The sequence below is a fragment of the Rhodopirellula sp. P2 genome (genome assembly GCF_028768465.1).
Classification (GTDB): Bacteria; Planctomycetota; Planctomycetia; order Pirellulales; family Pirellulaceae; genus Rhodopirellula.
Genome location: NZ_CP118225.1, coordinates 6978101 through 7000242, shown reverse-complemented (window position 1 = coordinate 7000242; position 22142 = coordinate 6978101). Strand labels below are relative to the sequence as shown.

Annotated in this window: 16 protein-coding genes; 5 read left to right on the top strand and 11 right to left on the bottom strand. The window is 58.0% G+C overall.

Annotation, left to right across the window (positions count from 1 at the left end; genetic code table 11):
• The first annotated feature begins 577 nt into the window (after nucleotides 1–577).
• Together PSR62_RS24575 and PSR62_RS24570 are read left to right on the top strand one after the other, a co-directional pair.
• A complete protein-coding gene (locus PSR62_RS24575) occupies nucleotides 578–2416 on the top strand; it encodes an SLC13 family permease (protein ID WP_274405595.1) in 1839 nt (612 codons plus the stop codon).
• A 117-nt stretch (nucleotides 2417–2533) separates the two neighbouring features.
• A complete protein-coding gene (locus PSR62_RS24570; protein WP_274405594.1) occupies nucleotides 2534–3715 on the top strand; it encodes a sialidase family protein in 1182 nt (393 codons plus the stop codon).
• A gap of 49 nt (nucleotides 3716–3764) precedes the next feature.
• Here the strand turns inward: PSR62_RS24570 and PSR62_RS24565 are convergent, their stop codons facing one another.
• Nucleotides 3765–4616 (bottom strand): polysaccharide biosynthesis/export family protein, encoded by an 852-nt coding sequence (locus PSR62_RS24565; RefSeq protein WP_274405593.1) that lies wholly within the window; start codon nucleotides 4614–4616, stop codon nucleotides 3765–3767.
• Between the two features lie 84 nt (nucleotides 4617–4700).
• Nucleotides 4701–8549 (bottom strand): hypothetical protein, encoded by a 3849-nt coding sequence (locus PSR62_RS24560; RefSeq protein WP_274405592.1) that lies wholly within the window; start codon nucleotides 8547–8549, stop codon nucleotides 4701–4703.
• 579 nt (nucleotides 8550–9128) lie between these two features.
• On the opposite strand from PSR62_RS24560, the gene gdhA reads away from it, so the two are divergent.
• On the top strand, nucleotides 9129–10466 hold the full coding sequence (gene gdhA / locus PSR62_RS24555; RefSeq protein ID WP_274405591.1) for an NADP-specific glutamate dehydrogenase: 1338 nt from the start codon (nucleotides 9129–9131) through the stop codon (nucleotides 10464–10466).
• A 753-nt stretch (nucleotides 10467–11219) separates the two neighbouring features.
• Here gdhA and PSR62_RS24550 read toward each other — a convergent pair.
• From PSR62_RS24550 to PSR62_RS24525, 6 genes are all read right to left on the bottom strand, one after another.
• Nucleotides 11220–12581 (bottom strand): NAD(P)(+) transhydrogenase (Re/Si-specific) subunit beta, encoded by a 1362-nt coding sequence (locus PSR62_RS24550; RefSeq protein WP_274405590.1) that lies wholly within the window; start codon nucleotides 12579–12581, stop codon nucleotides 11220–11222.
• On the bottom strand, nucleotides 12578–12877 hold the full coding sequence (locus PSR62_RS24545) for an NAD(P) transhydrogenase subunit alpha (RefSeq protein WP_047813211.1): 300 nt from the start codon (nucleotides 12875–12877) through the stop codon (nucleotides 12578–12580). The genes PSR62_RS24550 and PSR62_RS24545 overlap by 4 nt, the downstream gene beginning before the upstream one ends.
• Nucleotides 12878–12909: 32 nt before the next feature.
• On the bottom strand, nucleotides 12910–14043 hold the full coding sequence (locus tag PSR62_RS24540) for a Re/Si-specific NAD(P)(+) transhydrogenase subunit alpha (protein WP_274405589.1): 1134 nt from the start codon (nucleotides 14041–14043) through the stop codon (nucleotides 12910–12912).
• A 77-nt stretch (nucleotides 14044–14120) separates the two neighbouring features.
• Entirely contained in the window at nucleotides 14121–15593 is a 1473-nt protein-coding gene (locus PSR62_RS24535) for a lysylphosphatidylglycerol synthase transmembrane domain-containing protein (RefSeq protein ID WP_274405588.1), read from the bottom strand.
• Nucleotides 15590–16288: a DUF1003 domain-containing protein gene (locus tag PSR62_RS24530; protein ID WP_274405587.1), complete on the bottom strand. Its 699-nt coding sequence runs from the start codon at nucleotides 16286–16288 to the stop codon at nucleotides 15590–15592. Before PSR62_RS24530 ends, PSR62_RS24535 begins: the two co-directional genes overlap by 4 nt.
• Nucleotides 16285–17613 carry an NAD(P)/FAD-dependent oxidoreductase gene (locus PSR62_RS24525; protein ID WP_274405586.1) on the bottom strand — a complete coding sequence of 443 codons (1329 nt, stop codon included), beginning with the start codon at nucleotides 17611–17613 and terminating at the stop codon, nucleotides 16285–16287. The genes PSR62_RS24530 and PSR62_RS24525 overlap by 4 nt, the downstream gene beginning before the upstream one ends.
• Before the next feature lie 244 nt (nucleotides 17614–17857).
• Between PSR62_RS24525 and PSR62_RS24520 the strand changes: the two genes are divergently transcribed.
• Entirely contained in the window at nucleotides 17858–18307 is a 450-nt protein-coding gene (locus PSR62_RS24520) for an MgtC/SapB family protein (RefSeq protein ID WP_274405585.1), read from the top strand.
• A 40-nt stretch (nucleotides 18308–18347) separates the two neighbouring features.
• On the opposite strand, the gene PSR62_RS24515 is transcribed toward PSR62_RS24520, so the two are convergent.
• The 3 genes from PSR62_RS24515 to PSR62_RS24505 are packed head-to-tail and all read right to left on the bottom strand — an operon-like array spanning nucleotide 18348 to nucleotide 20600.
• Entirely contained in the window at nucleotides 18348–19040 is a 693-nt protein-coding gene (locus tag PSR62_RS24515) for a DUF502 domain-containing protein (protein WP_274405584.1), read from the bottom strand.
• Nucleotides 19041–19094: 54 nt separating this feature from the next.
• Nucleotides 19095–19703: a hypothetical protein gene (locus tag PSR62_RS24510; protein WP_274405583.1), complete on the bottom strand. Its 609-nt coding sequence runs from the start codon at nucleotides 19701–19703 to the stop codon at nucleotides 19095–19097.
• A 51-nt stretch (nucleotides 19704–19754) separates the two neighbouring features.
• The gene (locus PSR62_RS24505) at nucleotides 19755–20600 is read right to left on the bottom strand and encodes a polysaccharide deacetylase family protein (RefSeq protein WP_274405582.1); all 846 of its coding nucleotides are present in this window, start codon (nucleotides 20598–20600) and stop codon (nucleotides 19755–19757) included.
• Between the two features lie 593 nt (nucleotides 20601–21193).
• Between PSR62_RS24505 and PSR62_RS24500 the strand changes: the two genes are divergently transcribed.
• Nucleotides 21194–22099 (top strand): hypothetical protein, encoded by a 906-nt coding sequence (locus PSR62_RS24500; RefSeq protein WP_274405581.1) that lies wholly within the window; start codon nucleotides 21194–21196, stop codon nucleotides 22097–22099.
• Nucleotides 22100–22142: the final 43 nt, after the last annotated feature.

Below are 22142 nucleotides of genomic sequence, written 5' to 3'. Positions count from 1 at the left end.
TTATTTCCAAGGAGTGGTGCAGAACCAAAGGATGGAGGAATTGAAGATCCATCAGCGGTCAACACGTGGCAATCAAGTTGCCATCCTTTCATCGCAAACGTTGTTCCGCGATCGACATTCATCCCGGAAGGAACGCCGCTGCCGCTGCCAACGAAATTTCGATCAGCATGGTTCCCGTTCGCCACCATCAATGAGGTTCAGCGGACAAGAGGTCGCACCCCAGCACCGCCGCTGGAACACGCTTGGGAAGACCGTCACACAGTGTGACGACCCGCACGGTTCCCGCGTGCGATATGGCACGTCATCGCCGGGGACGACGAAAGGCATCGTCTGCATCGTCGCCATACTCTGCATCCAGTGGCGAATTCAACGGGAGCCAAAAAGTTTGGAGCGGCCGATCGAGCATTCCGCGGTGGAATGAACGCGGGCTGCTGCGTCGATCCGTTGTCTCCAACATGGATCGACGAGGCGAGCGACGAGAGCTATGGTTGCGATGGTCCTTCACCGCGGTGGGACCAAGGATTCGCAACTGCTTTTTCAAACAAGAATCACTCCCCACGAAAGAACAGATCAACCGATGTCCGCTGACGTTTGGATGGTGACTTTCATCCTGGTGGCAACCATCATCGCTTTTGTGGTGGACCGGTTCCGGATGGATCTTGTGGCGTTCGTTTCGCTGTTGGCGCTCGTGCTGACTGGCATCCTGACGCCGGCGGAGGCAACCGCCGGTTTTTCCAATTCGTTGGTGCTGATGATTGCCGGATTGTTTGTCGTGGGCGGTGCGATCTTGGAAACCGGCGTGGCGGATCAGGTCGGCAATGGGCTGGGCCGAATCGGGGGCAAGTCGACGGTCCGGTTGACCGCGACGGTGATGCTTGCCTGTGCCCTGTTGTCGGCGTTCATCAGTTCAACAGGAACGGTTGCGGTGATGTTGCCCGTGGTGCTCGCGCTGAGTCGTCGCGCGGAGATCTCACCGTCGAAGTTGTTGATCCCACTGGCGTTTGCGGCCGCCTTGGGCGGGATGCTGACGCTGATCGGCACCCCATCGAACATCGTCGTCAGTCAAGAACTTCGGCATGCGGGGTTGGAGCCGTTTCACTTCTTTTCGTTTGCGCCGGCGGGCTTGGTCATGCTCTGCGTCGGGGTTGGCTTCATGTGCACGATCGGCACGCGGCTGTTGCCGGACAGGGCGAAGGGGAACGACGACGCGGCCCACGCGAGTCATGAGCAGCGATACGTTTCCCGTCCTGACCTGCTTCACAGTTACGGGGTGGAGGGGCAGATCAGCGAAGTCACCATTCCGGCGGGGTCCGAATTTGCAGGACGCACGCTTCGGGAGATTGGGCTGCGGACGACGTTTTATGTCAATGTGATTGCGGTGCTGACTCGTCGTTCGGACGGGGCGGCTGTGCGTAAATGCAACGCCGATACGTTGTTGCAACCCGGCGACACGCTCTTCATCAAGTCATCGAACAAAGGAGCCGTTGAGCGTCTGATCACGGGCGGGTACGTCGAATTGGTTTCAACCGCTCCGTCGCTTCCCAAGGATGTGTATCTGGCTGAATTGATCGTCCCACCTCGCTCGGAACTGATTGGACGGACGGTTCGGGAGATCGACTTTTTTCGTCAATACGGGGCGATGGTCGTGGCGATGCACGATGGCAAGGAGCCCATCGGCACTCGCACATCTGACACGCCATTGAATCCAGGCAACACGCTTTTGATTGCCACCAACACGAGCGCGCTGGAGCGACTCTGGAAATCGCGACGGGACGTGTTGCTGATCAGCACGCAGGACGAGCAACATGGACCAACACTGACTCCCGCAGCTGGCTGGGTCGTTGCGATCTTATTGGGGATGTTGATTGTGATGAGCACGGGGATGGTTGCCAATGTGACCGCCGTTCTGGTCGCCGCGTTGTTGACCGTGGTGGTCGGAGCATTTCGTGGATCGACGGCTTACCAGAGTATCCACTGGGATAGCATCGTGATGATCGCTTCGGTCATGCCGCTGGCCACGGCGCTCGAAAAGACGGGCGTGCTGGGGATGGTGACCGATGCGATTGTGGAGAGCCCTCATTTAGCGAACCCCACTCTGTTGTTGCTGTTGCTGTTCAGTGTCACGTCGCTGCTCAGTCAAGCGATCTCCAACACGGCAACAAGTGTGCTGGTCGCACCGCTGGCACTGGAGGTTTCTCATCGGCTGGGTGTCTCGCCGTACCCGTTGTTGATGGGCGTTGCCTTGGCGGCGTCGACATCTTTTTCCACTCCAATGGCCTCTCCGATCAATGCGTTGGTGACTGGCGCGGGAAGCTACCGTTTCGGTGATTTCCTCAAGGTCGGCATCCCGCTGCAGTTGCTCGTCCTGGCGGTCACGCTCTGGATCGTGCCTCTGCTGTTTCCCTTCGCTCCCTGAGGCCACCGCGCGGAGTTGCTCAGGAGTGCTCCGGAGAATCAAGAATGCGATGCGTGATTCGAGTAGACTGTCTCGTTTCGATTCGAACATCACCTCACATTTTCACTGGAATTGACCATGGATCGATCGCTTGCTGATCGAAGGAATCCGTTCACCGCGTTGACTTGCCTGCATTCGATCTGGATCGTGGGAATCATGTCGGCAGCTTCCATCGCGTCGGGCGATGGTCCTGATTTGCCGGTCGTGGATTTGTCGCAGCAGACGGAACGTCAGGTGGTCATCGCAGCGGGAACCAATGGCGTTTATCAAGGCCATCCCACGACGTTGCGGATGCCGGAGAGCGAAACCATCCTTTGCGTTTGGTGTGTCAATCACGGTGGCTCGGCGGGCCCGATGGCCAAGAGCGACGACGGGGGACTGACGTGGACACGACTGGACGATCAGTTGCCAGCCAACTTTTCAAAGCATCAGAATTGTCCGAGCATCTATCGGATTCGTGATCCCGAGGGAAATCCGCGACTCTGGGTTTTTTCGGCGGCGCTCAACCAGCGTGGTGGTCCGGGGATGCCGAGCATCATGAGCGAAGACGACGGCCAGACTTGGACCGAGATGCCACCACTGGGTTTTCCATGTGTGATGACGTTCAGCAGTGTGGTGACACTGAAAGATGGGCGAACTCTGGGGCTGTATCACAAAGGGCCTGACGGCAAGGACAGAGCACCGCTGAGCGTGTTGCAAACCATCACCGCGGACGGAGGGTTCACTTGGTCCGAGCCACGTGTGGTCGCTGCGGTGGAAGGGAAGAATCCCTGTGAGCCGTTTGTGTTTCGTTCACCCGACGGGGAAGAATTGTGTTGTCTGCTGCGAGAGAACACGCACCGCGGCCGCAGTCTGATGATGTTCTCGCGTGATGAGGGGCAGACCTGGACCACGCCTGTCGACACGCCATGGGGATTGTCGGGCGATCGACACATCGGCGTCCCGCTCCCCGACGGTCGCTGGGTCTTCGCATTCCGTGATCAGGCCCCCGGCAGCCCCACACGAGGGCATTTCGTGGCTTGGGTGGGAATCTACGAGGACATTCGCGAAAACCGACCGGGGCAATATCGCATCAAGCTCTTGCACAGTCACGCGAAGAACGTGGCCGATTGTGGTTATCCGGGCGTCGAGTTGTTGCCCGATGGGACGATCGTGGCGACCACGTACATCAAGTACCGACCGGGGCCCGAGAAACACTCGGTGGTGACCACTCGTTTCCGAATCCAAGAAACGGATGCCTTGCTCAGCGAACTCGAGTGAGCCGTGGGCGCTCTGAAAGAGCCGCTTGTGTCGCTGACCCTGCCGCCAACTACTGGCGGTACTCTCGGCAGTGCGGGCAGCTCTTGTCGCTGTTGAAGGCGACGCTTTGTTTGACGTCTTCCCAGAGCGTGATGCTGGGGACATAGATGCGGTCGCCGGGAAACAATTGGTAGTTCGTGGTGACATCGCCCAGTTGCAGAATCTGTTTGTAGCAAACGGGGAGGACCAGTCGTGGTTGTCCGTCCGGTTGGGGGCGAGTGAGAATGATTTTGTGTTCGTTCGCTCGATCGGACAAACCGCCGGCAGCGATCAGTGCGTCCAGCACTGTTTCGGCTCCCACCAACTGATACGAGCCTGGCGCATTGACCTCACCCATCACATAGAACTGATCGCTTTCGTTGTTGACCAAGCGGACGTTGACGCCGTAGTCGGCGACTTCCTCGGGCGGGCGATTCGGGCTGTGCGAGGCGAGCGCGAATCGTTGTTGACTCTTCTCCGTTTCGCGCGCCGCGACACGAGATTGAACCGTTTGCTGAATCTCTTCGGTCGTCATGCCGAGGACTGCGACACGGCCGTAGTCACCCAGTTCGATGTAGCCATCTTGATGGACGGTTTGGTCACTTTGCAGACGCACGGGCGAATTGAAATCGTTGGGCTCAATGACCAAGACATCGCCCGCTTCCATTCGGTGAGGCGGCAGGGCTTGCTTGGCCAACTCCGTTGGGATTCCATGGCGATGTCCGGCTTGGCGGAGATTCGTCGCGTAGGGAAGCAACGCGTTGGAACTGGCCGAAACCGGCAGTCCGAGCGATGCCGCGGTGCGGCAGCCGGCGATGACTGCGACGCAGCATGCGACCAGCAGCGTCACCTGAATGATGCGAAATGTAGGATGATGGGTCATAGGAATCTCCGTGTTCAGTTTGGGTTCTGTCTGCTTGGTCGACACGCTGTTGCTGGTGAAGGAACGGTCGTTTTTCGTTGCTTGCTAACGCACGCGGTTCCGGTTCCGTGACTGGTCCGCCACATTGGCAACCTGCGATCCGAAGCTGTTGGTCAAGAAGAATCGCAAGGTGTCTTGGGTCAAGTTTTTGCCGGGTTGCAATCGAAGGGTTGGCCGTGAGGAAGTGCCACCCACATGGACATGAACGACCCGGTCTTTCATCGCCTCGTTCGCTTTCAACACCAGGGCGACCGGTGCGGGGGCAGCCAGCAAGAGCGGCGAGTCGGTGAGCGCCATCAACCCGTCGGCTGGTCCGACCTGACCGGTTGCCGCGGTCACGTCAAAGTTGAGCCGACCATCGAGCGAAGCATTGCCGCTCATCAGGACCTGAACGTTGCTTTGTGTGATGGCCAGTTGATCCAGGTGGACCAATCCGCCGGACAGTCGACCGGTGATCGTTCCGTCATTGTCGTGCTTGGAACCCAGTGAAGGAGTCAAACTCACCAGGGAATCAAGTTGGCCCAAGATTGGCATCTCCAACGAATTGACCTGGGACATCTGGAGGTCGAAGTTGCCGGCAATCTGATCGGGGCGGCTGGCACGTCGGGCGTTCAAGTTGACTTGCCCATCCATCACACCTGCGCCAACGCTTTTGCCGCGGAGCAAGCGCGAGGTGTCGATTTGATGCAGCCGTGCAGCAAGTTGCATGTTGAGAGAGCGGCTGTAATCGCCCTCGGTCGAAACATTGATTTTCCCACCGCCGGCTTCGATCACCCCTGCTCGACAGCGCCAAGCAATGCGGTTTGAGGCGGGGGTCACCGTCCAGTCGATGGGGAATCGCACTGCTCGAATATTGAGGTCGGCAATCGAAGGGTTGTTGGCCGAGACATCGGCCCGGCCCGAAATGGTTTGCGCAATGCGACCGGTGACCCGCACGCTGCCTGTTCCTGACGCTCCGCTTGCGATGTTGCCCAGTGGTGCGGTAGCGAGTCGTAGGTTCATACGGTTGATTCCGAATTGAAACGTCCCCCGAGGTTCGCCAATCAAAGTGACTTCTGCCCGTCCGCTGAGCCGCCCGTCTGCGAATCGTCCGTCAACGGATTCCAGGGCCAGACGGTCAGGACGCAGTTCGACGGTGGCGGTCACGCGATCGGAAAGTCTGGCTTGGTTCCAGCGAACTCGTTCCGCTGAAGCCGTCGCGGTGCAAAGCAAACCGTCGCGGATCGAGTTTGCATCACGCGTGCAGCTGGCATCCACGAATCCTGACAACGGGCGAAGCGATGCCGGCAACTTCGCGGCTTGGATGGCTTTGTCGATCGAGAGTCGGCTGAGTTTGGCTTCCACGAAGATTGGGATCTGACGCAGGTCGGTGGTGTCTTGATTCGCGAATGCGACAAGCTCTTGCAGATCACTTTGGACCTTGGCGTCAAAGCTGCCTTGCAACAGCTCGCCGTCTGCATTCCCAATCGCTCTCCCGTTCTCGATCTGAATCTCGGCCCGTGTCAATTCAATGGGCACGTTCATCGCGGAGAGTGAGCGACTGCGGATCCAGGCGTTTCCACCCAGTTTGGCGAGCGACCCGAGTGAGGTGAATTTGAATCCGCCTTCCAATGTGCCTGTCACAGGGACTTGGAGGTTGGCAAATCGAGGCAAACGGCTGGCCTGGATTCCTGTGAACCACGATTCGATCGTCGACTGCGTCCAATCAAGCTGGTCGGTTGTCAACGAGAGCGTGTATTGGCCGCCAAGGAGATCGTCGGATCCCGTGTGGATCACCAGACCAGTTGAGTCGGCTTCCCAATTCAGACGGGCCGAACCAATGCTTGTGTGGGCGTAGGTTGCGTCCGACAACGACGCGGTCCCGGTTGTCTTGATGGTGTGTCGTTTGGAGTCCGCGTGCAGTTTGCCATCCAGTTGGGCTGTTCCGGCGAGCGGCAACCGGGTGGATGAAAAACGTGACGCGACATCGGCAACGTCACGCAGTGAGATCGGCCCGGCTGAAAAGTCTGCGTCCATTGTCAATTCATTGCTGAGCTTTCCATCCAAGGAAAGCTGGCAGCGGTTCTCACGCCATTGCAACGTGGTGGGAGCAATGACGATTCGCCCGTGGTTCAGTTCCAGTTGGGCGTTGACGTCGTGGACCTGCTCTCCCAAGACGGAGACGCCGACCGTGTTCAGGCTTGCCAACACTTGCCAGGCGTCGGGGTGAACCATCGAATCGAGCGAGACCGATGCGTCCACTCGGCCGGTGGCCTGCCCACTCAGGTGACGCTCATCGACGTTGCAGAGGCGGGCGGCTTGCTGTCCATCCAGTTCGTTCAAGATGGCCTGCAGTTCCAGTCGCCGAGTGGACAGGCTGGTCTGCGCCGAACCGCTTGTCACCGCAATCGTCTCGCCCTCTGCGCCGATGAATCGGGCTTCGTCCAAACGAGCGACCACCGTGCCTTTGGAAAGGCTCATTCGCGCGACTGTGTCGTTCAGCGTGACGCCGTGTGCCTGGACGTCAACGCAAGTGGCGGCAGCTGCGACGGTCAGGGCATTGGGATCGAGGCATTGATCCAGTGGCAGTGAGAAAGCGACCGATGTTTGGAGGCGACCACCTAGATCCGCGATGCCGAGTCGCTTGGCCAGCTGTTGCAGACCAAGACCGTCTGACGTCACGTTGCCAGAGAGGTCGCCTTGCAAACCTCCCATCGGATCGAAGTTGTTTGGATCCAGTGGAATCTGCCCGTTGCAAACGACGTCACCAACGACGGGGGCCAGTTCGATGTTATCTGCGACGAGACCCGACGCCACCGCATGAACGGTGTTCTCGAAGTCAGCGACACCGTCGTGCCAGCGGAACTGAGAGCGTGTTGAGAAGCCCGCTGTCGCGTGGACATCGAGGTTTGGGGCGAAATGCGCAAACAGGGGTTGGAGGTCGCAACCGCTGACCTCGCTGGTCACATTCGCGTTCAGTGGCGCAGCCAGTGAATCGGTCGTCAACGACAATCGAGCCCTGCCCTGGAGCGGGGCCGCGTCCACGTTCAGTGCCAGTCCATCGCGGCTTGTGTTGGCATGCAGTGTCAGTTGGCTCACCACCGTTCCGAGGTCACTCCAGACGATGTCTTGCAACCGCAGTTGCATTTCGGTGGGATGGTGTCGGAAATCTTTCTCGTCGGCTGGATGCTGCACTTTGACCAGCATCGAGGCTGTTCCGCGGATGCGTTCCCGACGAACGTCAGCCGGTAACAAACTGGCCGGAAGCGTGTTGCAATCGAGTCGGCAGCCCTGCATTTGGACGACGGTTGAGCCAGCGAAGGTGGCCGCATCCACTTGGGTCTGAAACTCGAGTTGTCCGTCGAGCAATTGCTTGACTTGCCCACGCAGCTCCAGTTCCGTTCCGAACACGCCCGAGAGGCTGGCTCCTGCAACAATCGCTTTGCAATGGGGGCCCTGGTGAACGATCAGTTCTGCGTTCTGAACCAACAGAGACCGAAGCGGGATCTTGGTCTCGCCTTCGGAAGAGCTTTGGGATTTCGGGAAGACCGAGAGCAGTTGGCCCTCGTCGTCGAACCGAAGGTGGAGAACGGGGTTGGCAACGGCAATCTGATCAACCCATTTGCCGTCACTCAGGCCTCGGAAGATCGAAGCGACCAGGTCGACTTGGCGGACTTCGATCTGCGCGGCATCCGGGATCGAAGGTTCCATCACCGTGATGCCATGGGCTTGAATGGTACCCAGGCCAATGTGAACTGATTCGACGCGGACTTCTGTTGCCAGCAGGGAAGACGCCACTCGTTCGGCAAGGTGCCGTGAAACGAAGTTCCGGGAAACTAGAAGCAGGAAGGTGAGCAACAGCCCCAGGTTGATCGCTCGGATTGCGAACGTTCGGACGCCTTTCTTCGTTCGCAAGCAGTCGTCCTTGATGGGGGCTAAAAGAAGGAGTGGCAATCCGTTCATTCCTCTGTAGCTTTCCGGCCTGGAAGGAAGCAAGGCACGAATCGGATCTCGCACCGTGGTGGGAGGTGAGGCTCAACAGGACTCATGTTGCTTGCCTCGATTTGGAAAACTTCTGCGAGCGACACGCCGAATCGTGACCACGGCGCGGGTGCCAGTGGCGCGCCAGCCTGCCCTCAGGGGAAGTTCTGTTCCTGACTCAATCGCCCGGGGGTCAACCGCAGGAGACGCGGTGTCGCCGGAGGTTGACGCTTGGCGGGGGCGAGGACGCGTGTGAAGGCTGCTTTTGTCCTCGTTTTACGCTGATTGCAATCGTTTGCGTTGTTTGGCATGCCGGGTGCTAATGGGGTTTTTTCGCTGCGGCCTTTCCGTGCTGGGGCCATGATTGCAAAGAAGCCACCTTCGATCGACAAGTCACTGACAACTCTCGTTGTCTTGACTTTCTTTACCGGGAATCAGGCAGTCGTCGGCCGAGCGATTGTTTCACGCCAAATTTGGCTCCCCGGCACCACTTCAAGAGATTTGATACATACGATGCATGAAAAATTAGAGTCAACACTTTGGAATATCCAACAACGCAACCTTGGCGAACATGAGTTCATCCAAGCGGTGAAAGAGGTGTTGGGATCGATTGGGACAGTGTTGGCAAAGTACCCTCGGCTGACGGAACAGAAGATCATCGAGCGCATCTGTGAGCCCGAGCGTCAGGTGATCTTCCGTGTTCCATGGCAGGATGATCGCGGCGAGGTGCACATCAACCGCGGCTTTCGGGTGCAGTTCAACAGTGCCTTGGGTCCATACAAAGGTGGGTTGCGATTCCATCCGTCGGTCAACTTGTCGATTGTCAAGTTCTTGGGCTTTGAGCAGATTTTCAAGAACGCTCTGACCGGGATGCCGATTGGCGGCGGGAAAGGCGGCAGTGACTTTGATCCCAAGGGCCGCAGCGACAATGAGGTGATGCGGTTCTGCCAAAGTTTCATGACTGAATTGTCACGGCACTTGGGGGAATACACCGATGTTCCAGCGGGCGACATCGGCGTGGGACGCCGTGAGCTGGGGTACTTGTTTGGGCAATACAAGCGAATCAGCAACCGCTACGAGTCGGGCGTTTTGACTGGCAAGGGGCTCAGCTATGGCGGCGCACTGGTCCGGGCCGAAGCGACCGGGTACGGGCTCGGCTACTTCGTCCAGCAGATGCTGGCGGCGCGAGGCGAATCACTCGAAGGCAAAACCTGCATCGTGTCGGGGGCGGGCAACGTCGCCATTTACGCGATTGAAAAGGTCACGCAACTGGGCGGCAAGGTGGTGGCTTGTTCCGATTCGAAAGGCGTTGTCTACGACGAAGCCGGAATCGACCTGCCCACGCTGAAGCAAGTGAAGGAACAGGAGCGACTGCCCATCGAGGCCTATTGCAAAACGCGAAAGCAAGCACGCTATCAACGGGCGGGGAAGATTTGGGAAATCAAGTGCGACGTCGCGCTGCCCTGTGCGACCCAGAATGAACTGACCGGGAAAGACGCGAACTCACTGTTGCGAAATGGTTGCACCGCGGTTGCCGAAGGCGCCAACATGCCAACCACGCCCGAGGGAATTGAGAAATTCAATGAGGCGGGAATTGCGTACGCGCCTGGCAAGGCTGCCAACGCAGGCGGGGTCGCGACAAGTGCTCTGGAAATGCAGCAAAACGCTTCGCGAGACGCCTGGTCGTTCGAATACACCGAGCAGAAATTGGCGGCGATCATGAAGGACATTCACGATCGTTGCTTGGAAACGGCCGATGAATTCGGGGTCCCCGGCAACTATGCCCAAGGGGCCAACATCGAAGGCTTCATGCGGGTCGCGGACGCCATGGAATCATTGGGGCTGATCTGACCAACCGGTCGCCTGACGCATGGCCCAACCAAACCGCGGAGCGGTGACAGTCGCCAGCGTCGGGTTTCAACCCGAGGTCCCAAGGGACCCCGTACCGGTTCAAAGCCGCAGAGCGGCGACAGGTGGAATCGAACTCGCTGCCAACTGTCGTCGCTCCAGGACTCGGAGGCGTCGGTATCGCACGACCTCGTCAGTGGATTGGGTTGACCAGCGGACGGTGACAATCTCCGGCGACACGCTTGGAAACCGTGGTTGACGCTGTTCTTCGCGAACACGCGGGATTCGTTCCCCGGGCCACTTGGTCCGGCTTTTGCAATCACTGGTCGAGTTGATCGGTCAATTCGTTTTCCATTCTCGAAGGAAATTGTTGTGTCAACTGGCATGTCGAATGTCGCGGTAACGATTCAAACGAATCACGGCCTGACTTACACGGTCATGGTACCGAAGACAACGAGGTCTCAAGGCAACTCGAAAGTTGGTTCCCAGCGAAAAGCAGGTTCGCGGCGGAAGCCGAAGCAATCCAAGTGAACGCAGCCAGCTGAAGTCGAAATGGACTTCAGTGGCCGGCTGAGAGGACAAGCTGGTTCGCATTATTTGCGGCCAGCGTGGAGCTCAGCAGCGGCGAGTCCACCACGGGCAAGTTCACCTTTCCCCGGTGACGGCGTGGATGGCTCGACCGAAAGGTCCCGCCGACGGCGGTGAGCCGTTCGGAGCGTTCGACCACGCCTTGCCCCGTGGGGCTGACGGCGTGGTTCAGGATTTGAATTCGGCGATCACACTGCTGAGAGATTGCTTGGCGTCACCAAAGAGCATTCTTGTGTTCTCACCAAAGAACAACGGGTTGTCGACGCCGGAGAACCCGGAGGCCATGGACCGTTTCAGCACGAACACGGTCCGCGCATAGTCGACGTTGATGATCGGCATGCCGTAGATCGGGCTGTTCTCGTCTTCGCGTGCCGCTGGGTTCACCACGTCGTTCGCTCCGATCACGATTGCCACGTCGATGTTTTCCATCCGTGGGTTGATCTCGTCCATTTCGATCAATTGATCGTAGGGCACGTTGGCTTCGGCGAGCAGGACGTTCATGTGGCCCGGCATCCGTCCGGCAACCGGATGGATCGCATAGCTGACGTCGGCCCCGTTGGCTTCGAGCAGTTCGCCCAGTTCACGAACCACATGCTGTGCCTGCGCGACCGCCATGCCGTATCCAGGCACCATCACGACCGACGAAGCTGCTTCCAGGATCAGGTAGGCGTCGTCGGCGGTGATCGGCTTGACTTCGCCTTCAACCTTGGTGGCTTTCGTTGTCGCAGCGAAACCGGAGAACAACACGTTGCTGAGCGATCGATTCATCGCTTTGCACATGATGTTGGTCAGGATCAATCCTGCCGCCCCCACCAGCGAACCAGCGACAATCAAGATGGTGTTGTTGATCGCGAATCCAGCGGCGCAGGCGGCAAGCCCCGAGTAGCTGTTGAGCAGCGAAATCACAACGGGCATGTCGGCGCCACCGATCGGAATGACCGCCATCACGCCCAACAAAATCGACAGTCCAATCACCACGAAGACGAGCGGGAACGTCCAAGCGGGATCCAGGACCATCGCAATCGAACATCCCAGCAGCACCAGCAACAACAAGACGTTGACGACACGTTGCCCCGCGAAGGTCATCGCCCCGCTGCCGATGGTTTCTGAGAGCTTGGCCCAGGCCACCAACGATCCTGAAAACGTCACGCCGCCAATCAAGATCGAAACCAGAACGGTGACCAATGTGAAGGCGGACGATTCTTGCCCGTACAGGGCGGCCCAGCCCACCAGCAGACTGGCGATGCCACCGGAGCCATTGAACAACGCGACCATTTCGGGCATTCCCGTCATGGCGACGCGCCGCGCCGAGATCACGCCCACGACGGCGCCGAGAATCGCGGCACCTGCCAGATAACGGTAGTCCAGGATTTCCTTGGACGTGAGCGTGATCAGGACGGCCATCAGCATCCCGATTGACGACAGTAAATTGCCTCGCACAGCGGTTGCCGGGGAGCTCATCAGTTTGAGCCCAAAGACAAACAAGATGGCCGCGAGGATGTAGACCGAACCGAGGACTTCAACGCTCATGAGTCACCTCCTGACGGGCTGTCTTTCTTCTTGAACATGCTCAACATGCGATCGGTCACCATGTAGCCGCCGACCACGTTGACCGTGGCAAAGAAGACGGCCAGTGCCCCCAGCCACGTCGACCACGGGCCCAAATCGGCTCCGGCGGCGATGATGGCCCCGACGACGGTGATGCCGGAAATGGCATTGGCACCCGACATCAGGGGCGTGTGCAGGGTCGCCGGCACTTTGGCGATCAGTTCAAAGCCTAAGAACACGGACAACATCAAAATGAAGGCGAGCAGCACGGCTTCCATGGGAACCCCTGTTTGAAAGGATGAATGGTGGTTTATGAATGAAGCTTGGCGATGGTGTCGTTCACGATCACGCCACCACGAGTGATGACGGCGGCTTGAACGATTTCGTCCTCGGGATCGAATGCGAATCGCTTGGATTCGGCGTCCCAGAAATCGTCGATCAAGGCGGTCAAGTTGTTCGAGTACATCTCGCTGGCATTGCGACTCACCTCGGATGGCAAGTTTCCTTGGCCGATGATTTTGACGCCTTCGACATCGACGATTTCATTCAGCACGGAACCCTCAACGTTGCCTCCCGTTTCGACTGCCATGTCAACCACGACGCTGCCGGGTTGCATCGCCAGCAGCATGTCGCGAGTGACGATGCGAGGCGCTGGGCGACCAAACAGTTGAGCCGTGGTGATGACGACATCGGAGACCGCAATGAGTTTCTTTTGGCCTTCCTTTTGGAGTTCAATTTGCTCTGGCGTGAGGGCTTTGGCGTACCCCTGTTCCGTCTGGCCGACTTCCCCCAAGTCAATCTCCACGAATTTGGCACCGAGGGACCGGACTTGTTCCGCGACAACGGGCCGGGTGTCAAAGGCATCGACACGAGCACCCAAACGTTTGGCGGTTGCGATGGCTTGCAGGCCGGCGACCCCCGCACCGATCACAAACACCCGAGCGGGCCGAATGGTTCCCGAGGGAGTCATCATCATCGGAAAGATTTTTTTGCTGTGATACGCGGCTTGGATCACCGTGACGTAGCCCGCCAGGTTGGCTTGCGAGGACAGCGCATCCATCTTTTGGGCGCGAGTGGATCGCGGGATCATCTCCATGGAAACCGAGGTCACGCCGCACTTGGCCATTTCGCCAATCAGTTCCCTTTCATTAAATGGGTCGAGAAAACTGATGTGGATGGCTTCGGGGCGGAGCGAGGACACCTCCTCGATGTCGGGACGTCGAACTCGCAAGACAATGTCGGCCTTCGAAAGCAGGGACGCCCGGTCGGTCTGCACGACGGCACCGGCCTCCGTGTAGGCGTCGTCGGGAAACCCTGATGGGGCGCCTGCACCAGATTCGATTCCGACGGAAAAGCCGGACTGAATCAGTTTCTTGACGCTTGCGGGGACAAGTGCCACCCTCGCCTCGCCTGGCCAATGTTCGCGGGGGACGCCAATCTGCATCACTTCGCTCCTCGTGTGTTGAATCAGCCGGTGCTTCGAATCATACAATCTCCAAACACTGGCACCGCCGTGGTGTTCTATCGTAACGATCCGTGGAGCACGCGTGCGGTTCGTCGCTTGAAAGGTCCCCTTGGGCTCAGCGACGGATCAGTTTGCTGAGCCCGCCTGAGATCAGAGTGGTGACGTCGGCGAGGGCACGAGCGGTGGCAATCCCGCTGGGGGCGGCGAGGTACTTGGGAGTCCACTCGGGAGAGAATTTGTCTTTGTAGGACCGTAGGCCTTGGAAGTTGTAGAAGTGTTCTCCATGGCGGAACATCAGATTGCTGACACGATTCCAAAGTGGACCGAGTCGATGCGCATCGACGCCGGAAAGCGGTGCCATCCCAAGGCTGAAGTATTGGTAACCCTGAGCGTGACCATCCAGCATCAACTCGGCGAACAGATATTCCATCACTCCGTGTGGAGCGTCGGGCAGGTACCGCGATCAACATCAACACCACCGCTGCGCCGACCAAACCACGCATCGAACGGGAAGCGTCGCCTTGGTATGCGAAACGCCACCAGAGTTCGTTTGTGTAGTCAACGTGCCGATAGGAAAACAGCACCAGCCAAACCATCGATCCGATGACGATGAAAACAGACGTCATCCAACCCCAGGAGATTGCCGGCGACAACATGTTGCCTTTTCGGAAGAAATAGCCGCGGCATGGAATCATGGCTGCCAACAAGACCAACAGAATGAATGTTTCTTCGTAGTCGAACCCTTTCAGCAGCGAGGCCAACGTGCCCGCCCCCAGCAGAAAAACGGACAGCGACCAAGCGACGTCAATTCGGCGCTGAAGACCTCGAGCGAGCACGAGCAGCATGGCGCCAATGATGCTGCCGAAGAAGTGCGACGACTCCATGACGAACAAGAAAAACGGGTTGTGCATCATCCGCATGCGGCCCTCGGCGGCCGGCAGCGACCCGGAGATCAGCAAGACCAGTCCGGCGAGGAAGACTCCCCCCGTGATGACTCTCGGAGCGACGATGTTGGTCACAGTGGTCGCCGAATGCGCCAGGTTTTGAATCTTGGCGGAGTTCGAGTGAAAGCTTTGCCGACTTTGCTCGAACAGCCGCACGATCTCGGGAGATGACATGCCCCAGCCAGAGTACAAACGCACTCGAATCGGCGTGCCGCCAAACAAGGATCCCAGCGAATTGCTGAACGAGTAGTAGAGCAGCGAAGCGATCGTGACTTGTTTGAGGCTGAGTGGGTACTTGATCAAGCGAACGCCGAGCCAGTCGTAGCCGATCATCACGACATAATTGCATGCCGTGAAAAACAACGCGGCGAGGACGGCGGTGATGGGAATGGAATGGAAACTGGCGGCAACGTCCGCGGCCTTGTATTGCTTGAATTCATGATGCAGCAACCACATGGCGACCGCGAAGAACACAACCGAAAGGGTTGGTTTGAGCCACGATGCGGATGCGGTCCAGAATGCTTGCAATCGATCCAGTGGGGGTGATTCAGCAGGTGTCTCAAGCTCGGGGGCCGACTCGATCATCGCTTGTTGCTCATTTCTTCCAGCAGATCCGTTTGGACCTGTTGGATCTCAAGAAGACGCTGCCACTGATGTGTCAGCAGCAGATCCATTTTGGAATGCAGGTGACGGATTTCGAGTTCCGCTTTCAGGTTGACGCGGTAATCGTTGTCGGCCTTCAAGCGGTCTTTCGCGTTCTGGCGGTTCTGGCTCATCATGATGATCGGCGCTTGGATTGCGGCGAGGCAGGACAGCACAAGATTCAGCAAGATGAATGGATACGGATCAAACGGTTTACCCAGCAGGGAGATCGCATTGATGGTGATCCAAATGATGAGCACACCGGCGAAGATCAGAATGAAGGTCCAACTGCCACCAAAGCTGGCGACGGTGTCGGCCCAACGCTGGCCAAGCGTGGATTGCTCGTCGACGGCATCGTTGAGGTTTTGCGTCAACACATCGTGCTCTCGCAGGCTTTCGATGACGTCCTTTTCGAGCGTGGTCAGTTCACCGCGTTCCTGTTCGAGCACATTCTGCACGTACAAGCTGCGGTAATGGTTGATGTCGGTCTGGCAGATGTACGCGTCCGCGTTCCATTGCGGGCAATCCGCAGCGATCCGTTCCGCGACCAGCGGACGCACGAAGCGACCGGGGGTCAGGTCGGAAAGCGAGAACGGTTTGCCGCAAACGGCGCAGTTGATTTTGTGGCGGTTTGTCATCTGGCCGTGGGATTGCTTGTTGGGGAAACGATTTGGACGGGTTGTTCACCAGTGATGATGCGGTTGCTGCGATTGAACGTGACATAACTCCACGCCCATTGCACCAGAATCAACAGTCGGTTTTGAAACTGGACAATCAGCATCAAGTGAACGAACAACCAGAGCAGCCAAGCGAACAGCCCGTAGAAACGACGCTTGCCAATCAGAGCCACCGCTGCGGCGCGACCGATCGTTGCCATCGTGCCACGGTCGGTGTACTGGAACGTGGGGGCGATGGATTCTCCGTTTGCCAGTTGCGGGATCACCTTGGCAACGTAGCGCCCCTGTTGAATCGCGACGGAGGCCAGTCCCGGCAACGATTTGCCGCTGGAATCGGTGAACGAAGCGATGTCGCCGATGGCGAAGATGCGGTCTTGGCCGGCGAGTTGGCAGGATTGATTCACCAGCAAGCGGCCGCCTCGATCGGTTTCAATCCCCATCGCCAACGCGAGTTTTTTGCCCAGCGAGTTGGCTTGCACACCTGCTCCCCACAACACGGTTTTGGTGCCCACCATCGTTTCGCCATCGGGCCCGGAAAGGTGGACGGCATCGGCGTTGATCTCAGTGACTTTCGTGTGCGTGTGAACTTCGATTCCGAAGGAGCGGATCTTTTCGGCGGCTCGTTCGCAGAGGTCCTCGGGGTAGTGGGCAAGCACATGGGGTGCTGCCTCGACGATCATGATCCGAGCGTCCTGGGGTTTGATGTGCCGGAAGTCATGTTTGAGCGTGTGTTGAGCGATCTCTGACAATGCTCCCGCGAGTTCGACGCCGGTGGGGCCACCGCCAACGATGACGAACGTCAGTTTCGCCTTGCGCCGCTCGGGATCCGTTTCTCGCTCAGCGGCTTCAAAGGCCAAGTAGATTCGACGTCGGATTTCGGCTGCGTCGCCGATTGTTTTCAGGCCGGGGGCAAACTTCGCCCATTCATCGTGGCCGAAATAGCTGTGGGTGGCTCCGGCAGCGAGCACCAGGTAGTCATAGCTCAGTTCGCCATCGGCAAGGATCAGTCGCTGATGAGCAACGTCGAAATCGGTGACTTCCGCCATCAACACTTCGCAGTTGGCTTGTTTGCGAACAATCGAACGCAGTGGCGTGGCGATGTTGGCAGGCGAAAGGCCGCCGGTGGCGACTTGGTACAGAAGTGGCTGGAAGAGGTGGTAGTTGTGACGATCGACCAGCGTCACACGAACATTCGATTTGCGAAGGCGTTGGGCCGTTTCGAGGCCGCCAAAACCGCCGCCGACAATCACGACGTGAGGAAGTCTGGTGGAGGGAGATGAGTTCATGGAGGGACGTTCTCGTCGTTGGGTGAAGGACGTGTTGTCAGCGTCGAGGCGGCAGATCACCTTCGTCGTGAGAAGGAGTCTGATTCCACTTTTCGGCCCCAGGTTCCGATGGGATTGGGAAGGGATGGATCGGGGCGTCCGCCATGTGCAGTATCCAGGCAAACACGAAACGCACACAATGGGCGGAGGGTGATCTTGTCGTCATCAACACCATCAAATTTGCTTTGAAATCGCCATTTGCCTCATGACTTTCTTCGATACCTTGATTCCAACGCTCGCCGCAGTCCTGCTTGGTGGAGCAATCGGTTTGGAACGCCAAACACGTGGGCACGCGGCAGGTCTGCGCACTCACATCTTGGTTTCTTTGGCTGCATCGGTCTTTGTCCTTGCGAGCCGTGAAATGACCAGCCATTCCGGCGGCGACATGACGCGAGTGGTTCAGGGAATTGCGGCGGGAGTCGGATTCATCGGGGCGGGAGCGATCCTGAAGATGAGTCAGGAGCACGAGGTGATTGGACTCACGTCCGCCAGCACCATCTGGCTTGCCGCAGCAGTTGGAACCGCATGTGGGCTGCGCGAGTTTCCGTTGGCCGTGACCAGTGTGGTGATGACGGTGGTGGTGTTGGTGATCCTGCAACCGATCGAGGCCCGCTTTGACCGGAAGCAAAAGCCATCCAACGATCAAAACGGTTGATTCCAACGCCGCGGATCGGAGACACGGCGTTTGGCAGTCCTTATTTCTGTCCCGACTTCTGTTTCGGAAGGACGACGCCGGGCGGAACGACGGTCGACGTCATCACGCCAAGTGAAAAGTAGACCTGCATCAAGTCTTCCACTCCCATGTCCACGACTGTGACATGCTCCACTGGAATGAATATGTTGAAGCCGGTCATCGGCATCGGGGCGGAGGGCAAGTAAATGACGTGGCATTCTTTGTCTTGGAAGCGATAGGTGTCGCTGCTGGGAAGCAACCCCAGAAAGCCCGCTGACTCATCATCGCCGACGTAGCAGTGCACGACTTTCATTCCGGACATGGCGGATTCGTCCTGCTTGGAGAACATTTCGACGACTTGCTTCACAGGTCCGTAGACGCTCTTGACCACGGGGATCTTTTTGAAGCTGCCATCGAACCATTCTTGCCAGCGAAAGCGAGCGGTGCTGGAGACGAGCAGGCCGACCAACCAAATCGCGGCCACCACAAACACCCATCCGATTGCGGTGGCGAGCCATTGGTTGGCGGCAAAGTGCAATCCAATCGAACGCAATCCTTGACCCAACAAGCTCTCTGCGCCCACAAAACCGCGGAGGATTCCCGCCACCCAGTTCATGATCCAAATCGTGATCACCAGTGGCAGCAATGCAAACAGGCCGGTCAAGAATGTCCCGATGAACCCGCGTTGCCAAAGAGTCAGGAGGAAATGACGCATGTTGAAAAATCCAAGTTGTTAGCGGGAGGGGCTGGCTCGGAACACGTCCTGCCGCTACCTCGAAACAAAGGCGCTCGCGAGGCCAAGTGGGAAGGCGATGAGGTGGGCAAAGTCAGCGGACAGCATGCGTCCATCTTCGGGAAGGTGGACGAAGGACCAACCGGCACGAACAGCCAATGCAGCGATGATCGCTGCGATGATGAACCCGCGGTAGGGGGCCGCCGTTCCCGCGATCACCAAGCCCAGGCAGCCATAGTAACCGGCCGACGGACCCACGTCCTGCACGTGCCAAAGAAGCTGGCCGCGATGAGTTTCACCCACCAGGCTGGCCAGAGCGACGACCGCGGTCATCAGTGCGCGGGTGGCGATGTGGCAGCCCAGGAACGTGCCCATCGCTCGCGCGGAACCCATCTGCCATTCGATGTAGCCAACCGCGATCGCAAACATGGCGATGGAACTGTAAAACCGCCATCCGCCGGCGGTGAACAGCAGCGATGTGATGGCTCGGTGCACCTGGCCTTCGATCAGCAATCGCATCGAGAAACCAGCTCGCTGGTGAATGGTGTCATCCAACAACCCAATGTGGCTGCGCCCGTAGACACCTGCCACGATCAGCACGACCAGCATCGCGAATGTGAACGGCAATCGTTCCAAGAGACTCATGAGGCGACGGCCGCCAGACGCTGATCCGCCAAGCGAAAGCGTTTGAAAGATTTATTCAACTTCAGTCGCCGCAGTTGGTGCCGCTGCCCTGGGCGTCGCTTGTTTGGATTTCACCCAAGCGGCGGCTTCTTGGAAGGTGGCAACCCAAACGGTGTCGTCACTCTGCAGGAACCGCAGGATCTCCTTGTGATCGTCTGCGCTGATTGCCAGATGGTCGCCTCCCACACCGTGGAACATGAACACCAGCCAGCCCTGTTGTTCGCGTGCCTTGATCACCTGGTCCAGTTGGTACGCCAAGTCGCGTTCGTGGCCCGCGACGGTCTTCACTTCAAACAGATCGATTTCGCCTTGGCTGGGGGTTTCCGATCCAAACTGGGTGCCACGCGCGGCGAAGAATCGCTCTTTGACCAACGGGACATAGCTGTGATTGTCTTCCCCGATGGACGTGTTGCCGCAAGGGTAGGCGAATGTGGCGAGTTCCCGCTTGACGCCATTGTTGATGAGGTTGGCTAGGTTTTCATCGAGTTCTTTCGCCATCCGAGCATCGTCGTAATCTTCCGAGGCGTCGCCCGGTTTCACCCAGTCGTTCTTGCGACCGCAAGGGTGGAGGATGGTGTGCCCCGCCAACTCGTGGCCCTGCTCGCGAACCTGATTGAGGTCTTCCTGTGACCAACGATAGGTGACGCCACCTGCCGAAAAGAACGTGCCCTTGAGATTCGCGGCCTTCAACTGTGGCAAGGCGTGAACGATCTGACTGGGGATGCCGTCGTCGTAGGTCAGTGTGACGCAATAGGTTTTGCCGTCTGGCCAGTAACCCTCCTCGGCGACGCCCGTCGATGGAAAAGCGATGGAAACTGCCAGCAGCAAAAGCCAATTGGGTTGGGTTGAGCGAAACATGGAACGAACTGGACCCAATTGAATGAGATGGACAGAATCAATGTCGGTCAAAAACGACACCCGCCACAGCGATGCGGCGCCTGTATGTTAGTGCGGATGCGAACGGAAGTCGATCAAATCAGGGTGAGTTGCAGTGCGATTCACACGGGCTGGGAAAGGTCTGCTATTGGCGCTCTGATCGCGGTTGCAACTCTCCTTCCGGTTTCTGTCTTTCTTCATCCCGTGAGGGATGTCGGATGGTAGCCGGGGGGTGCCGCGTAGCAGCCCACCCCCGGGAAGCGAGCCCCAAAAAACACTCCATCCCGCCGTGGCCATCGGCCACGGCGGAATGGAGTGTGGCGACGTGGAAGCACGTGTCCGTCGGTGGCGCGATCGCTTACCGACGGCTACTCTCTGAGATCCCTACCGAGATGAATCACAGTGCGTCACCACACCAAGCGTTCCTCGACAAGCAGCGTCCGGCCGACTAAATCAACAGGCTGCTAGTGATGGCTGGCCGATTTTTTTGAGAAATTGGTGTTGGTTGCGGTGAACGGTTAAACTCGCTGAGCTTCTCTTGGGCAATGCCCGTCCTTCTCTCAGCGAGTGATCTGATGAATCAAAACGCTTGGAAACTCACCAGCCGGAAACCAGAGTCTTCATCCGAAAGCGGGGCGTCTTCAATGCGAACCAGTTGGTTTGATGCGGTGACTTCGTTGTTGATGGCGGTCTTGCTGATGCTGACCAGCGTGGTGAGCGTGTTGTTTCTGCTTTGGGTGCTGTTGCCGGAAGACGATGTTGTGTTGACCGAACCGGTGGCGGAGATCACGCGTGTCTCGGTAGGTGGGAGCGCGATCGTTGATTCGTCGTTTGATGTTCCGACGGATCAAGAAACGGTGGCACTTCGCACCACCGATTTGAAAGCGTCCGTTCGGTCACTTGTGTCGGCTGCCGAACAGGTGGCATTGACTGAGCCCACCATGGATTCCATGGCTCCATCGGGAGACGCTGACTCCGGAACGATTGGCAGAAGCGGTCCGGACGAAACCGGAGATTCCGATGCCAACATCATCCCGAGATTCAAACGATGGCAGATTGATTGGAAGGCCAACGATTTGAATGAGTACGCCGCACAGTTGGACCACTTTGGGATCGAGTTGGGCGTTGTCGGGGGAACACGACCGGGAGTTGATTTGGTCAATCAGTTCGCATCGAACCCTCAGATTCGCTGTCTGGATGATTCCAGCGAAGAGAAACGCCTGTATTTCCTTTGGACTCGCCCCAGTCCACTGCAGCGATTTGAAGAACGTTTGCTGATGCAGGCAGGAGTCTCCACTCTCGGTCGTCATGTCCTGAAGTTGATTCCAGAGGAACTGGAAGTGCAACTGGCAACGTTGGAACTTCGTCACGCGGTCTCAAAGGGACATGACTCAGTGGATGAGATCGCACGCACTGTCTTCCAGTGTGTTTCCGAAAGCGGCGGGTTTGAGTTGCGAGTTGTCTCGCAGCGGTATCGCTAAGCAATCGAGCGATTGGTTTCGGAACATTGTTTGCACGCGATGT

Coding starts and splice junctions, on each gene's coding strand:
- PSR62_RS24540 (WP_274405589.1), bottom strand. CDS start 14,043: ATGCAGATTGGCGTCCCCCGCGAACATTGGCCAGGCGAGGCGAGGGTG.
- PSR62_RS24550 (WP_274405590.1), bottom strand. CDS start 12,581: ATGAGCGTTGAAGTCCTCGGTTCGGTCTACATCCTCGCGGCCATCTTG.
- PSR62_RS24530 (WP_274405587.1), bottom strand. CDS start 16,288: ATGACAAACCGCCACAAAATCAACTGCGCCGTTTGCGGCAAACCGTTC.
- PSR62_RS24505 (WP_274405582.1), bottom strand. CDS start 20,600: ATGTTTCGCTCAACCCAACCCAATTGGCTTTTGCTGCTGGCAGTTTCC.
- PSR62_RS24515 (WP_274405584.1), bottom strand. CDS start 19,040: ATGCGTCATTTCCTCCTGACTCTTTGGCAACGCGGGTTCATCGGGACA.
- gdhA (WP_274405591.1), top strand. CDS start 9,129: ATGCATGAAAAATTAGAGTCAACACTTTGGAATATCCAACAACGCAAC.
- PSR62_RS24565 (WP_274405593.1), bottom strand. CDS start 4,616: ATGACCCATCATCCTACATTTCGCATCATTCAGGTGACGCTGCTGGTC.
- PSR62_RS24535 (WP_274405588.1), bottom strand. CDS start 15,593: ATGATCGAGTCGGCCCCCGAGCTTGAGACACCTGCTGAATCACCCCCA.
- PSR62_RS24575 (WP_274405595.1), top strand. CDS start 578: ATGTCCGCTGACGTTTGGATGGTGACTTTCATCCTGGTGGCAACCATC.
- PSR62_RS24570 (WP_274405594.1), top strand. CDS start 2,534: ATGGATCGATCGCTTGCTGATCGAAGGAATCCGTTCACCGCGTTGACT.
- PSR62_RS24510 (WP_274405583.1), bottom strand. CDS start 19,703: ATGAGTCTCTTGGAACGATTGCCGTTCACATTCGCGATGCTGGTCGTG.
- PSR62_RS24545 (WP_047813211.1), bottom strand. CDS start 12,877: ATGGAAGCCGTGCTGCTCGCCTTCATTTTGATGTTGTCCGTGTTCTTA.
- PSR62_RS24520 (WP_274405585.1), top strand. CDS start 17,858: ATGACTTTCTTCGATACCTTGATTCCAACGCTCGCCGCAGTCCTGCTT.
- PSR62_RS24525 (WP_274405586.1), bottom strand. CDS start 17,613: ATGAACTCATCTCCCTCCACCAGACTTCCTCACGTCGTGATTGTCGGC.
- PSR62_RS24500 (WP_274405581.1), top strand. CDS start 21,194: ATGAATCAAAACGCTTGGAAACTCACCAGCCGGAAACCAGAGTCTTCA.